The following is a 12,510-nucleotide window of genomic DNA, read 5'->3' on the forward strand; positions in this document are numbered from 1 at the left end:
TCTATTCCGGGGCTTCGGCTGGGTGGGAGCGGCTTGCAGTGGGCGCGCCGTTCCCGGCTCGAGGCGAACGGCCCCACCCGCACCTGCGGTCTCACTCGCAGTGGGCCCGGCGCCGGGCTCGACCTCCCCGCCGTGGGCGGCCCGGTTGGCGCAACAACCGAATATCGTGCTCGGCCGGGTGGCCGTCCCCGGCCCGGGCCCAGGCCCGTTTTCGACGAGCCCGTCGCTGTCGGGTGCCCACGCAACTGGCGGTGGCGCCGTTCTCGAACCCCTCCCGCAACGGCCGCACTTGACGTCCGGATCGAGGTACTGCGCAGATCGACGATCCGCACCGGACGAGTTGCTCGATCGCGCGATCGTTCGCGTCTCGCAGGGCTCTGGCTGTGTTGTCGGCGGAGCGGGTGGCGGCAATCGGACTCACGCCGGCGGCGATCTCTGCCGACTGCATCTGGTGACCGTATGAAGGCGACCTTTCCCGCCGCGTCCGTCGAGCGGCGGGTCTCCCTGGCCGGGGGCTTCCACCAGCACGGGCGGTATCGCCTCCCACAGCCGTCGACCGCGAGCGTCCGTCGTGACGGGCACCGGCGTGCGTCCTGCTCATCACCCGTAACACCTGATCGCCCGGGTGCGAACACTTGCCCGGCGACATCATCCAGACAGGAGACCCGTAGTGGTCAACCACGGCCCTCAGCAGCCCTATTACGCCCCTCAACCCGGCTACCCGCCGCCGCCCGCGCCGCCGACGAATCAGCCAAAGAAGTTCGGCTGGGGCGCGCTGATCCTCGTCGGGGCCCTGTGCTTCCTCTTTGGCGTCGGCTGTGGGGCGATGAGTGGGTCGCCGTCGACCTCGTCAAGCAACTCGTCGGCGCCCTCGGCCCCCACGCTGGCCCCAGCGGCGGGTGAGGATGCCCCGGCGACCGCTCAGACCGTCGAGGCGGCGCCGGAACCCGAGGGACCCGAGGCGGGCACCATCCCGCAGGGTGAGTGGATCGTCGGCGACGAGGTCGCGCCCGGCCGCTACCGCTCGGCCGGCGCGGAGACGGGGATCTTCGAGCTGTGCTCGGTGTTCGTCAACGACGAGAGTGGCTCGGTGATGGACTTCTCGACCGGCAACGAGGGCGAGCAGGTACTGATCACCATCCCGGAGAACGCTGCGACGGTGTCGAACTCCGGGTGCGTCCCATTCCGTCCCGTCGGCTGACCGCACCGTCATGGGGCCTTCGTCATGCCAGGAACGCGAACGGCACCAGACGCGTCCTCGGCGGTCGTCTCCGACCGATCAGGGTCGAGTTGCAGCCACTGCTCCCGGTCCCCCGCCGACGGGCGGGGTCAGGGGAACCCGCCGACTGCGCAGAAGACTCCGGGTCCGGGGCGCGAGGCAGCGGTGGCGAGCCGGGAACGGCGCGCCGACCCGGCGCGGGTTCGATGGCCACATCGGCCCCCGGGGGCGCGCGGCACCAGACCGAGCCGTACATGAGCGCGGCCCCGCGGACACCGAAGTGCGACTCGCATCGATCACGCATCGCCCAGCAGGACCCACCACTGCAGGAGCGATCTCGCCACCGCGGCGCCCTCACCGTCGGGCAGAGGAGCGATCAGCATGTGACCCTGGCCTACCTGCGACGCGACCGGAGCGGTCCTGACATGACCAGCAAATTCACCGAGCTCGCGATCGACTGCGCCGACCCCAGCAGCCTCGCCCGGTTCTGGTGCTCGGTCCTGGGCTACGAGGTCCAGGACGCCGAGGACGGCATCGTCACGATCGGCTCCCCCCTGGCGCCTGAAGGCAAGAACCGCCCTGGTCCCGTGCCACCGACGTTGACGTTCGCGCGCGTTCCCGAGGGCAAGACGGTCAAGAACAGGCTCCACATCGACGTCAACCCGACCGACCGGGAGCAGGACGACGAGGTCCGCCGCCTGCTCGACCTCGGTGCTCGTCACGCCGACGTCGGCCAGGGTGACGAGAGCTGGGTGGTGCTCATCGACCCGGAGGGCAACGAGTTCTGCGTCCTCGCGGGGCGCCACCCCTGAGCGGAGGCAACGCAGTACGAACGGGAGACCTGGGCACGCGACACACGCGTCGACGGTCGCGAAGCGCACGGCCCTCGCCCGTCCTCGAGCACCGCGACGTTCGCGGGTTGATGCCAGATCAGCACGACGCTCCCAGCGCCATGATCCCTCCCAGCCGCACACCATCGTGCCGGCGGCCACCCCGCCTCGATCTCCACGAGCAGCACGTCACGGTGACGAGAACGTCTCTCGTGTGGATCACCGCCTGTGGCCGATGAGTTCTGCAGGGGCGCACGGTCATACCCCCATGGCGGAGACGACGATGACGATCGACGGCGTGCGACTGTGCATCGAGACGTTCGGGAGCCCGTCACACCCGGCCGTGCTGCTGGTGGCCGGCGGGGCCCAGTCGATGGTGTGGTGGGAGGACGAGTTCTGCGCCCGGCTGGCCGGCGGCGGCCGGTACGTGGTGCGGTACGACCACCGCGACACCGGGCGGTCGATCGCGTCCCCGGCGGGGTCCCCGGACTACACGTCGACGGACCTGGCCACCGACCCACTGCGAGTGCTCGACGGCCTGGGCGTGGACCAGGCCCACGTGGTGGGCATGTCGATGGGCGGCGGAATCGCCATGTACCTCGCGGCCGAGCACGGCGACCGGGTCCGGTCGCTGGTCCTCGTCGAGTCCAGCGCGGCGGGACCGGGCAGCGTCGAGAACGGCCTGCCGCCGATGGCGCCCGCCGTGGCCGCGTCGTTCACCGATCCCGACCCCGAGCCGGACTGGTCCGACCGGGACGCCGTGGTCGACTACCGGGTGGCGGTAGAACGCCCTTATGCGGGCGGTCTGGGCTTCGACGAGCCGCGGGTACGCAGGCTCGCCGCGCTCGAGGTGGATCGCACCACCGACATGGCCGCGAGCCTGACTAACCACTTCGTGATCGCCGACGACGGGTCGGATCATCTCCGGTTGGGCGAGATCACGACGCCGACGCTGGTGCTGCACGGCACCACCGACCCGCTCTTCCCGCTCGGCCACGGCGAGGCCCTCGCCAGGGAGATCCCGGGGGCACGTCTGGTACCGCTGGAGGGCGCCGGTCACGAGATCCCGCCGCCTCCGCTGTGGGACCTCACGATCGCGACGATGCTCGAGCACACCGCCATACGGGCGCTCCGCTCGCCGTTCACGGATTCCCGGCCGTTCGGCTGAGCGGCGTCGCCGGCACGCACGCCGACACCTCGCGCAGCAGCTCTTCGATGTTCTCGCTCCAGTGCGATGCGATGACCAGGTCGCGAGCGGGGTCGATCCACAGCAGGTGACGCCCGAGGTTGCCGCGCGCGGCGCGACCGGTGGCGGGGGCGGTCGGGAAGACGGTCCGGTGGTCGTTGAGCCACCACAGCAGGCCGTAGTCGGATCTGGCTGCGCTGGGCGTCCAGCTCAGGTCGATCCAGGTACTGCTGACCAGACCGCGGCCGTGTCGCCGGTAGAGCTCGCCGATCAGCGCCAGGTCGAGGGCGCTGATCCAGAGCCCGCCGCCCCAGTGCGCGCCGCCGCTGACCACCGGCAGGTCTCGCCCGTCGACCCGCACGACGGAGTTGCGGTAGCCGTGCCAGGCCCAGCCGGCTGACGCTCCGACCGGCGCCATGATGCGTTCGGCGAGGACCTCGGGGAGGGGCCGTCGCAGCAGCACGGTCAGGGCCAGGCATGCCAGGTTGACGCGGACGTCGTTGTAGGCCCAGCCCTCGCCCGGGCCGGCTCCGGGCGGGGCGCTGCCGGGCAAGCGGGCCTGGGCGTCCGCCACGGCGGGTTTGCCCCACAGTTGCCCGTCCCAGCCGCTGGTCTGCTCGAGCAGGTGGCGCCAGGTGATCCGGTCGGCAGGCGGCTCGCCGAACTGCGAGAGCTCGACGGTGTCGACGACGGGCGCGTCGAGCGCGAACAGGCCGTCGTCGAACGCCGTGCCCGCGACCAGGGAGACGATGGACTTGGTGGCGCTGAAGGCCATCTCCGGGCGACGGGGATCTCCCCATTCCGCGACGATCGAGCCGTCGAGCACGACGACGCCGCCGGCACCACCGCCGGCCAGCTGCGGCCCGAGGACGTCCCGGTGGTCGGCGTCGAGGTTCTGCGCCTCGCAGTAGGCGGCGATGTCGTCGATACCGCTGGTGGGCCGCCGGGCCTGTTCCGCCGCGGCTCGCCTGATGCCGTCGAGTTGCGCCACGGACCCGACCGTAGGCGGCGGGTGGGGTTCAGTTCCCCACGCCGAGGCTCGACATGTGCGCGGCCGGGTAGCGGTCGCCGCGCGCCGAGCCTGCCGGCACCGCCTCCTCGATCTGGGCGAGGTCGTCCGCGGTGAGGTCCAGCTCGATCGCGGGCAGCGCCTCGGCCAGCCGCCCGCGCGTGCGGGCGCCGACGAGCGGCACGATGCCGGTGCCCTGCGCGGCCACCCACGCGATGGCCAGCTGCGCCACGGTGCAGCCCTTCGCCGCAGCGACGCGGCGCAGCGCCTCCACCAGGGCGAGGTTGTGCTCCACGTTCCCGCTCGAGAACCGGGGGCTGTGGGCACGCATGTCACCGGGGCCGGAGACGAGGCCGGGCGACCAGTGGCCGGAGATCAAGCCGCGGCCGAGCACCCCGTACGCGGTCATGCCGATGCCCAGCTCCTGCAACGTCGGCAGGACGTCCGCCTCGACCGCGCGGGACAGGAGCGAGTACTCGATCTGCAGGTCGGCGATCGGGTGCACGGCGTGTGCGCGGCGGATCGTCGCGGCGTCGACCTCCGAGAGGCCGATGTGCCGGACGTACCCTGCGTCGATCATCTCCTTGATCGCGCCGACCGTCTCCTCGATCGGCACCGCCGGGTCCAGCCGGGCCGGGCGGTAGACGTCGATGTGGTCGGTGCCCAGCCGCGTCAGCGAGTAGGCCAGGAAGTTCTTGATCGCCGCGGGCCGGTTGTCCTGCCCGCCCAGCACCATGCCCGGCCCCCGCAGCTGGCCGAACTTGACGCTCAGCTGGTAGCTGTCCCGGTCCCGGCCGCGCAGCGCCTCGGCGAGCAGCAACTCGTTGTGGCCCATGGCGTAGAAGTCGCCGGTGTCGATCAGCGTGACGCCGGCCTCCAGTGCGGCGTGCACCGTGGCGATGCTCTCCGCGCGGTCGGTGGCGCCGTAGGCCTCACCCGACATGCCCATCGCGCCCAGGCCCAGCGCGGAGACGGCGGGCCCGGTGCGTCCCAGAGTTCGTGTCTGCATGGGCCCACCTTGTGCCCGATCGGCCCGCCCGGGAACGGAGCGTTCATCGTGGGAGAGCCGCTCCCTGGATCGGCGCACGCCCGCGGAGGAGCATGGGGTCATGCAGCGCGACGAGCTCGCCGACTTCCTGCGCCGCCGCCGGCAGGCGATCCGCCCGGCCGAGGTCGGCGTCGCCGACGGGCCCCGCCGGCGCACCTCCGGCCTGCGCCGGGAGGAGGTGGCGATGCTCGCCAGGATGTCGGTCGACTACGTCGTGCGCCTCGAGCAGGGCCGCAGCAGCCAGCCCTCCACCCAGCTGCTCGGCGCGCTGGCCCGGGCGTTGCGCCTCTCCGACGACGAGCGCGCGCACCTGTTCCACCTGGCCGGCCACCGGCCCCCGCCGGCCGACGGGGTGGCCCGCATGGCTCGCGCCGGGCTGCTGCGCATGCTCGACCTGCTCGGCGACACCCCAGCCCTGGTGATGTCCGACCTGGGCGAGATCCTCGCCCAGAACCGGGCGTCCCTCCTGCTGATGGGCGACCACACGGCCTACACCGGCGACCGGCGCTACATCGTCTACCGCTGGTTCACCGAGCCGGCCGCCCGCGCCGTCCACCCGCCCGAGGAACAGGACCGCCACTCCCGCCAGTTCGTGGCCGACCTGCGTGCGACCGCCGGACGCCGGTCCCGCGACCCGGAAGTCACCGGGCTCGTCGAGCGGCTGCAGGCCGTGAGCGCCGATTTCCGCCGGCTCTGGGCCGAGCACGAGGTGTCGGTGCGACGCGCCGACCTCAAGACCCTGGTGCACCCGCGGGTGGGCCCCCTGTTGATGGACTGCGAAACGCTCGTCACGCCCGACCAGGGTCAGCAACTGCTGGTGCTCACCCCCGCCGACGCCGAGGCCCGCGAGCGGCTGGCGCTGCTGCAGGTGCTCGGCACCGAGGAGTTCCCCACCGACGCTGCGGACGCGGCCAGGCGCTGAAGGGGCCGGCTCGGGGTCGTCACCTCAGGGCACGCAGCGCCACCGCGGCATCCGCGATGCAGGCGACGAAGCCCGGCGCATCGTCCTCGGTGACCCAGCGTGTGAACCCGACCTGGAAGACCGACACCGCGCTGTGGGCGGCGAGGCTCGCGGCGGGCTCGGTGACGCCGCGGATGTGCAGCGCGTCGGTGGTCACGCCGACCATCGCCGCGAGTTTGAGCAGCTCGCGCTCCCGCACGGCCGGGTTGGCCTCGACGATCCGGGCGCGGCGGACGGCGTGGTCGCGCCGGGCGTCCAGCATGACGGTGGCCGCGACCATCCCCGCGATCGCCGCGTCGAGCGGCGGGGCCTCCGGCGCGGCGGCCAGGATCGCCTCGCGCACGGCGTGCTGCATGTCCTCCGAGCCGTCGAAGAGCACCTCCCGCTTGTCGGCGAAGTGCCGGAAGAAGGTGCGCTCGGTGACGCCGGCGGCTTCGGCGATGTCGCCTGCGGTGGTCTGCTCGAAGCCGCGCTCCGCGTAGAGCTCCACCGCGGCGCGGATCATCCGCCCCCGCGCGTCCGGCTCCCAACGACCCATGCCGAGAAGTGTAGTGATGACAGTGACCGACATGCAGTGCTAACGTCGATGTCGGTCACTGTCATCACTAGGGAGAAGCCCACCATGCGCGTCTTCGTCACCGGTGCCTCCGGCTGGATCGGCTCGGCCGTCACCGACGAACTCCTCACCCACGGACACGAGGTCGTCGGCCTCGCCCGCTCCGACACCTCCGCCGCCGCACTCGAGGCGAAGGGCGCCGGTGCGCACCGAGGCAGCCTCGACGACCTCGACAGCCTCGCCTCCGCGACCGAGGCCGCCGACGCCGTCATCCACCTCGCCTTCAAGCACGACTTCTCCGACTACGCCGGCGCCGGCCGCACCGAGCACGCCGCCGTCCAGCGGATGCTCGACACGCTGAAGGGCAGCGACCGGCCGTTCCTGCTCGCGTCCGGCCTGGCAGGAGGCGTGCCCGGACGGCCGCTCACCGAGGACGACACGGTGCCCCACCACGGTCCCGACTCGATGCGCGGCGGCAGCGAGAACCTCGCCCTGTCCTACGCCGAACTCGGGGTCCGCCCGGTCGCGCTGCGCTTCGCGGCCACCGTCCACGGCATGGGCGACCCCGGCTTCACCGCGGTGTTGACGAGGATCGCGGCGGAGCACGGCGTGGCCGGCTACATCGGCGACGGCACGAACTGCTGGCCGGCCGTGCACCGTTCCGACGCCGCGCGGATGGTCCGCCTCGCGCTGGACAAGGCACCGGCGGGTTCGCGGATGCACGCGGCGGGCGAGGACGCCCTGCCGACCCGCGACATCGCCGCCGCCATCGGCTCCTACCTGGGCCTGCCGACGGCGTCGGTCGCGCCGGAGGACGCCGCGGCCCACTTCGGCTGGATCAGCGGCTTCTTCGGCATGGACGCCGCCACGACGCACGCCCGCACCCAGGAGGTGCTCGGCTGGACACCGACGGGCCCGACGCTGTTCGAGGACATCGCCGCGGGGGCGTACGCGCTGCCGGAGTGACTCGGCAGCGCGCACCTGGTCCCACAGCCAGGGTTGCCGGCGCCGCTCACCCGATCCCGACCGTCTGCCGCTCCGGCTCGATCACGGCCACGACGCGCTCCTCATCTCGGGGATAGGGCGTGCCCGTGTACTTCCCGGCCAGCTGATCGATGATCTCCCACCCCGCGTCGCCCTCGATCCACTCGACGACCCGCCCCCGCACGACGACGGGCTCGAACGGGTTGTCGGCGGGCGCGATGGACAGTGCCAGCCGCGGGTCGCGGCGCAGGTTGCGCGCTTTGCGCGTGCCCGGACCGGTGAAGAGGACGATCCGATCGTCGTGGACGCCGACGTAGAGGGGGACGCAATGGGGCGTGCCGTCCGGGAGGACGGTGGCGAGGTGCGCGATCGAGGTGCCCTCGAGGACGCGGCGCACGTCGGGGTCGAGCATGGTGTGCTCCTTCATCGGGGGTTGCCGGCTCGCCAGGCGACGTAGTCGGCGACCGCCGCGGCGACGTCGAAGGCCGGCGCGAAGCCGGTGTCATGGGCGAGCCGGGTGATGTCGAGGTAGGGGTCGTCGCCGGGGCCTGCCTGCCGCCCGGGCAGGAGGTCGAGCCGCAGGCCGGGGGTGATCGCCTGGAGTGCGTCCGCGAGCCGGCGGTGCGTGAACGGCCGGCCGCTGGAGACGTTGTAGGTGTCGTGGCGCAGCGTCGGCGCGGTCGCCAGGAGGGCGATCGCGCGCCCGGCGTCGGGGGCGTAGCAGCTGTCGCCGCCGTCGTCGGCGTGCAGTGGCGGCGGTTGCTCGCCGCGGAGCACCGCGCTGATGTAGGGCGGGATGGGGTTGAACGGTGATGCCGGGTCCATCAGCGGACCCCAGATGCTGCCGATGCGCAGCACGACCGGCTGGACCCCGCTGCCCGCGAGGCTGTGCGTGGTGAGCGGTTCGACGGCCTTCTTGAACGCGATGATCAGGTGCGGCAGCGTCGCGGTGGGCAGCGCGAGGTCCTCCGTCCACGGGATCTCGCTGCGTCCGATGTAGACGCCGAGGCTGCTGGCCACGGCGAACCGGCGCACGCCCCAGGCGCGGGCGGCGTCCAGCGCGTTGAGCAGCCCGGCCGTGTCCGTGCGGAAGAACCGGACCGGGTCCGCGTCGGGGACGGTGCCGGCGAGGTGGACGACGTCGCTGATCCGGTGGCGCCCGCCGAGCGCGAGGAAGGCGTCCCGGTCGGTGACGTCGAGGGGCTCCACGGTGACCCTGCCGTCGAGGAACGGCGGGACCTCGGTGCGGTGGTGCGCGGTGACGACGACCTCATGCCCGAGGTCGACGAGCGCGCGGGCGGTGTGGGCGCCGATCATGCCGAGCCCGCCGGTCACGAGGATCATCTGGACACCTCTTTCGGTGGTGCTCCCGGCCACGTCGGGCACGAGCCGAAACTATGCGTGGCACGCGGCCGGTTCTTGAACGAATCGCGCAAGGTCAGACGCCCAGGGTCAGACGCCCAGGGTCAGACGCGCAGCGGCGGCCTGCTCCGGGTGGCGAGGAAGGGCGCGTAGGACGCGGAATGCTCGTGGCCGCAGGCGCAGCGGTCGATGTCGCCACCGAGGAGCCGGCGCGGGGTGAGGCCGGTCAGGCGGAGGCACTCCCGGCTCAGGTGCGCCTGGTCGGCGTAGCCGACATCGACAGCCAGGCCCGCCACGCCGTCGGCGCCACGTCGACCCGAGGCGGTGGCGCCGGCCTGGACGAGCGCGAGGAAGCCCTGGAAGCGCAAGGTCCGCTGGAGGGTCTTGGGCCCCACCCCCACCGCGTGCAGGCAGCGGCGGCGCAGCTGGCTCGCCGAGAGCGCCAGGTGGCCGGCCAGACCGGCGATGTCGACCGGGTGCCAGGGCATCAGCGCGTTCACGGCCTCGCCCACCAGCGGGTCCACGCGGACCACCCTCCGGAACTCCTGCAGGAGGTGGGCCTGCAGGACCATGAGCGCCCGCTCGGGCGTCCCGGCCAGGGCCATCGACTCCGCAAGGCGCTCCACCGGGCTCCCCCACAGCTGCGCCAGGCCCAGGCTCTGATCCACCAGGTCGTCGAGCACCGTCGGCAGGAGCGGCGCCGACCCGGGCCGGAACCGCACACCCACGATGGTGGTGTGCGGCGGGATGACCTCGATCCGCGGGCCGGTCAGCGGACCGACCAGCTGCGGACGGCCCCCGATCGGGAAGTGGATCTCGACGCCGCCGGTGGGCAGGTGCCGCTGCACGTAGCCGGCCTCACCGGTGCGCTGGATCCAGACCGTCCGCACCACGCCGGCCAACCCCGGCAGGGGCGGGTGCTCGACGTAGGACTCCACTTCGGAATCCTGGCACCGAATCGCCGCGAGCGGGTCGACGTCACGGCCGCTCGGCCTCCGTGCTCCGCAGGAGCGCGTCGAGGCCGGCGTCGAGGTTCAGCTGACCGGCGAGCCCGGCGACGAAGTCGCGGTGGCCGTGACGGTCCTCGAGGTGAGCGAGTCCGGCGTCGAGGTCGAGCGCAGACGCCAGAGCCGTCACGTAGACCTGGTAGTCACGACGGAGATGCGCTTCCCCGGGTTCGGTGAGGAGATCGACGAAATCGGGTGCCGTGGACCCCTCCCGCGTCCTCTCCGCGCGCAGCCGAGCCAGCGCCCGGTACTGCGCGACGCGCACGGCGCCGGGAGTGGAACCGACGACCTCCGCCGTCTCCTCCGCGGAGAGGCCGACGACGATTCGCAGCACCAGGACCTCCCGCTGCGCCTTCGGGAGGGTGCCGAGCATGCGAGTCAGTTCGTCGCGCATGTGCGGCTCGTCGCCGATGTCGACTCGGTCCGGCACATCCGCGACCGATACCGACCGGTCGTGGATCGCTCCGCGGAGCGCGTCGGTCACCTTGTGCGCCGTGACGCCGTAGACGAACGCGAGGAACGGACGGCCGCGGGTGCGATATGTGGGCAAGGCCGTGAACACCGCCAGACACACCTCCTGCACGACGTCGTCGACCAAGAGGCCCGATCGGTCCCTCCCCAGGCGCGCCCGGCAGTACCTTTCGACCAGGGGCCGGATGAAAGCGATCACGGCCTCGACAGCGGCATGGTCGCCGGCAACGGCGCGGTTCAGGAGCTCGTCGCGCACGCCGTGGTTCTGAGGGGCAGCGGACTCGTCGGCAGCGTCGCGCGCGGTCGGATGCGAGGAGTTCACCGGGACGCACCGCCGTTCTCCCCGAGGAACCGGGCGACGTCCAGCTTCGCGTAGCGGTGCGTAGACCGGACGGTCGCCGGCGTCATCCCGAGCGCCTCCGCGATCTCGTCGTAGGTGGCCCCGTCGAGGATGCAGACCATCACCTGACGGCGACGGAGCGGAAGGCGCTCGAGGAGCTGGACGACCTCGAAACGCTGCTCGAGCTCGTCGAAGTCGGTGTCCGACGAGAGCAGGGGATGGTCGGTCAGCACGATGTCGGCGACCGGCTCCTCCCGGTTACGGGCAGCCTGGCGGCGGTACGCGTGCATGCAGGTGGTGCGGCACCAGGCCCGGGGGTGGGTGAGCGTCCCCCAGACCGGAGGGAGCGCCTTGAGCATCGTGTCCTGCACGCAGTCGGCGGCGACGGGGTAGGAGGCGCCCAGCAACCGGAGGAACCCGATCAGCCCGGGAACGGCTTCGCGGTAGAACTTCGCGAACGCCGCGAGCTCCACCGGATCGTGGACGGCCCGGCTGCTCGGCAGCGCCTGCTCATGAGCCGGCTGCACCGGAGCACCCTCTTCGGGCTCACTCGACATCAGGCACTCCGGTGTCGTGCATGGGGGGCATCAGGGCGATCCTCTCGGTGGGCGTCGGACTCCTCGTCTCCTAGAGCCCCCAGCCCTCCGTGGTGTGCATCGGCGAACCGGAATTCTTCGAACTGGTCCGCTCGCCCCTGCAGTACGTTCCGGTCAGCGCTCGCCGCCCGTCGCGCGGATCCGGCTGGCCGCGGCGCGGGCGATGTTCGCCATCGTGCACGGCCAGTGCACGAGCGGCAGGCACCCGGAACAGCGCCCGTCTACCAGGGGGTGGATGCCCAACATCCGCGGCGTACGCGCACCGGCGACTTCGACCGCGCACTCCCGGTCGGCTACCGCCATCCTCGAGCTAATCCGTACGGCCGCCGTCGAGGTTCAGGCGGTAGACCTGTCGAGGCCCACCTTCCGGGCCTGCATCCGCGGGTTCGGCAGCGACGAACCCGAGTCGTTCGTAGAAGGCCCGGGCACCGCTGATCCACGCCGCGGGATGCTCCTCGGCGAAAGTGATCACCTCGACGGCGGCGCGTGGTTCGTGCACGAACCTGGAGATCGCGTCGGCGATTAGAGCCCGGCCCACGCCCTGTCGGCGCCCGTGCTCGGCCACGACGAGCCAGTGCACGTGAAAGGTCGGGAACCTCCCGCCGAAGAGCAGCCCACCCCTGAGGCCGGCCTCCTGCTCGCCATCGACGACGAGTGCGCTGCCCCTCCGGATGTTCCGCACCACTGCGGCCCGGAAGCCCTCGTCCTCCACCATCGGCCCGAACCAGTGCTCGACCTGCGCAGCCAACTGCAGGTATCCCGACAGATCCTCTCGGCGCGCGGGCCTGGTGATCACGGATGCATTGTCCCTCAGCTCCGGTGGAGGCTTCTGGCTCGGCATCGGCCTGCTCGCGCGGACGAATCGGGCGCCGATTAGATGATCCCGACCGTCTGCCGCTGCGGCTCGATCACGGCTACGACGCGCCCCAACGGGCTGTCGG

At 72.2% G+C, this 12,510-nt stretch carries 13 protein-coding genes and 1 pseudogene; 5 read left to right on the forward strand and 9 right to left on the reverse strand.

Features of this window, described 5'->3' with window-relative positions; all coding sequences use genetic code 11:
* Positions 1-670: 670 nt before the first annotated feature.
* The 3 genes from CFP66_RS12115 to CFP66_RS12125 all read left to right on the forward strand — a co-directional run bounded on the left by CFP66_RS12115 (position 671) and on the right by CFP66_RS12125 (position 3,217).
* Positions 671-1,201, forward strand: coding sequence for a hypothetical protein (locus CFP66_RS12115; protein ID WP_143517232.1), 531 nt, complete (start codon positions 671-673; stop codon positions 1,199-1,201).
* 443 nt (positions 1,202-1,644) lie between these two features.
* Complete coding sequence (locus tag CFP66_RS12120) at positions 1,645-2,031, forward strand: VOC family protein (RefSeq protein WP_094923827.1); 387 nt, start codon at positions 1,645-1,647, stop codon at positions 2,029-2,031.
* Positions 2,032-2,332: 301 nt separating this feature from the next.
* Positions 2,333-3,217, forward strand: coding sequence for an alpha/beta fold hydrolase (locus CFP66_RS12125; RefSeq protein ID WP_233159366.1), 885 nt, complete (start codon positions 2,333-2,335; stop codon positions 3,215-3,217).
* Here CFP66_RS12125 and CFP66_RS12130 read toward each other — a convergent pair.
* Together CFP66_RS12130 and CFP66_RS12135 are read right to left on the reverse strand one after the other, a co-directional pair.
* Positions 3,192-4,226, reverse strand: coding sequence for a serine hydrolase (locus tag CFP66_RS12130; protein ID WP_233159367.1), 1,035 nt, complete (start codon positions 4,224-4,226; stop codon positions 3,192-3,194). The genes CFP66_RS12125 and CFP66_RS12130 overlap by 26 nt on opposite strands.
* A 28-nt stretch (positions 4,227-4,254) precedes the next feature.
* The gene (locus tag CFP66_RS12135; RefSeq protein ID WP_094923165.1) at positions 4,255-5,253 is read right to left on the reverse strand and encodes an aldo/keto reductase; all 999 of its coding nucleotides are present in this window, start codon (positions 5,251-5,253) and stop codon (positions 4,255-4,257) included.
* Between the two features lie 100 nt (positions 5,254-5,353).
* On the opposite strand from CFP66_RS12135, the gene CFP66_RS12140 reads away from it, so the two are divergent.
* On the forward strand, positions 5,354-6,214 hold the full coding sequence (locus CFP66_RS12140; RefSeq protein WP_094923166.1) for a helix-turn-helix transcriptional regulator: 861 nt from the start codon (positions 5,354-5,356) through the stop codon (positions 6,212-6,214).
* 19 nt (positions 6,215-6,233) lie between these two features.
* On the opposite strand, the gene CFP66_RS12145 is transcribed toward CFP66_RS12140, so the two are convergent.
* Entirely contained in the window at positions 6,234-6,791 is a 558-nt protein-coding gene (locus tag CFP66_RS12145) for a TetR family transcriptional regulator (RefSeq protein WP_094923168.1), read from the reverse strand.
* An 84-nt stretch (positions 6,792-6,875) separates the two neighbouring features.
* Between CFP66_RS12145 and CFP66_RS12150 the strand changes: the two genes are divergently transcribed.
* Positions 6,876-7,775 (forward strand): SDR family oxidoreductase, encoded by a 900-nt coding sequence (locus CFP66_RS12150; RefSeq protein ID WP_094923169.1) that lies wholly within the window; start codon positions 6,876-6,878, stop codon positions 7,773-7,775.
* Between the two features lie 46 nt (positions 7,776-7,821).
* Here the strand turns inward: CFP66_RS12150 and CFP66_RS12155 are convergent, their stop codons facing one another.
* The 6 genes and pseudogenes from CFP66_RS12155 to CFP66_RS12185 form a co-directional block, all read right to left on the reverse strand.
* Positions 7,822-8,205, reverse strand: a complete 384-nt coding sequence (locus CFP66_RS12155; RefSeq protein ID WP_094923171.1) for a PPOX class F420-dependent oxidoreductase — start codon at positions 8,203-8,205, stop codon at positions 7,822-7,824.
* A gap of 11 nt (positions 8,206-8,216) precedes the next feature.
* Complete coding sequence (locus CFP66_RS12160) at positions 8,217-9,137, reverse strand: NAD(P)-dependent oxidoreductase (RefSeq protein WP_094923172.1); 921 nt, start codon at positions 9,135-9,137, stop codon at positions 8,217-8,219.
* 122 nt (positions 9,138-9,259) lie between these two features.
* Complete coding sequence (locus CFP66_RS12165; protein ID WP_094923174.1) at positions 9,260-10,093, reverse strand: DUF6597 domain-containing transcriptional factor; 834 nt, start codon at positions 10,091-10,093, stop codon at positions 9,260-9,262.
* A gap of 277 nt (positions 10,094-10,370) precedes the next feature.
* Positions 10,371-10,889, reverse strand: a pseudogene (gene shbA, locus CFP66_RS49150) (RNA polymerase sigma factor ShbA); the annotation flags it as partial.
* Between the two features lie 62 nt (positions 10,890-10,951).
* Positions 10,952-11,530 (reverse strand): RNA polymerase sigma factor, encoded by a 579-nt coding sequence (locus CFP66_RS12175; RefSeq protein WP_094923177.1) that lies wholly within the window; start codon positions 11,528-11,530, stop codon positions 10,952-10,954.
* Positions 11,531-11,879: 349 nt separating this feature from the next.
* Complete coding sequence (locus tag CFP66_RS12185) at positions 11,880-12,365, reverse strand: GNAT family N-acetyltransferase (protein WP_094923180.1); 486 nt, start codon at positions 12,363-12,365, stop codon at positions 11,880-11,882.
* Positions 12,366-12,510: the final 145 nt, after the last annotated feature.

Source organism: Pseudonocardia sp. MH-G8, assembly GCF_002262885.1.
GTDB lineage: Bacteria > Actinomycetota > Actinomycetes > Mycobacteriales > Pseudonocardiaceae > Pseudonocardia.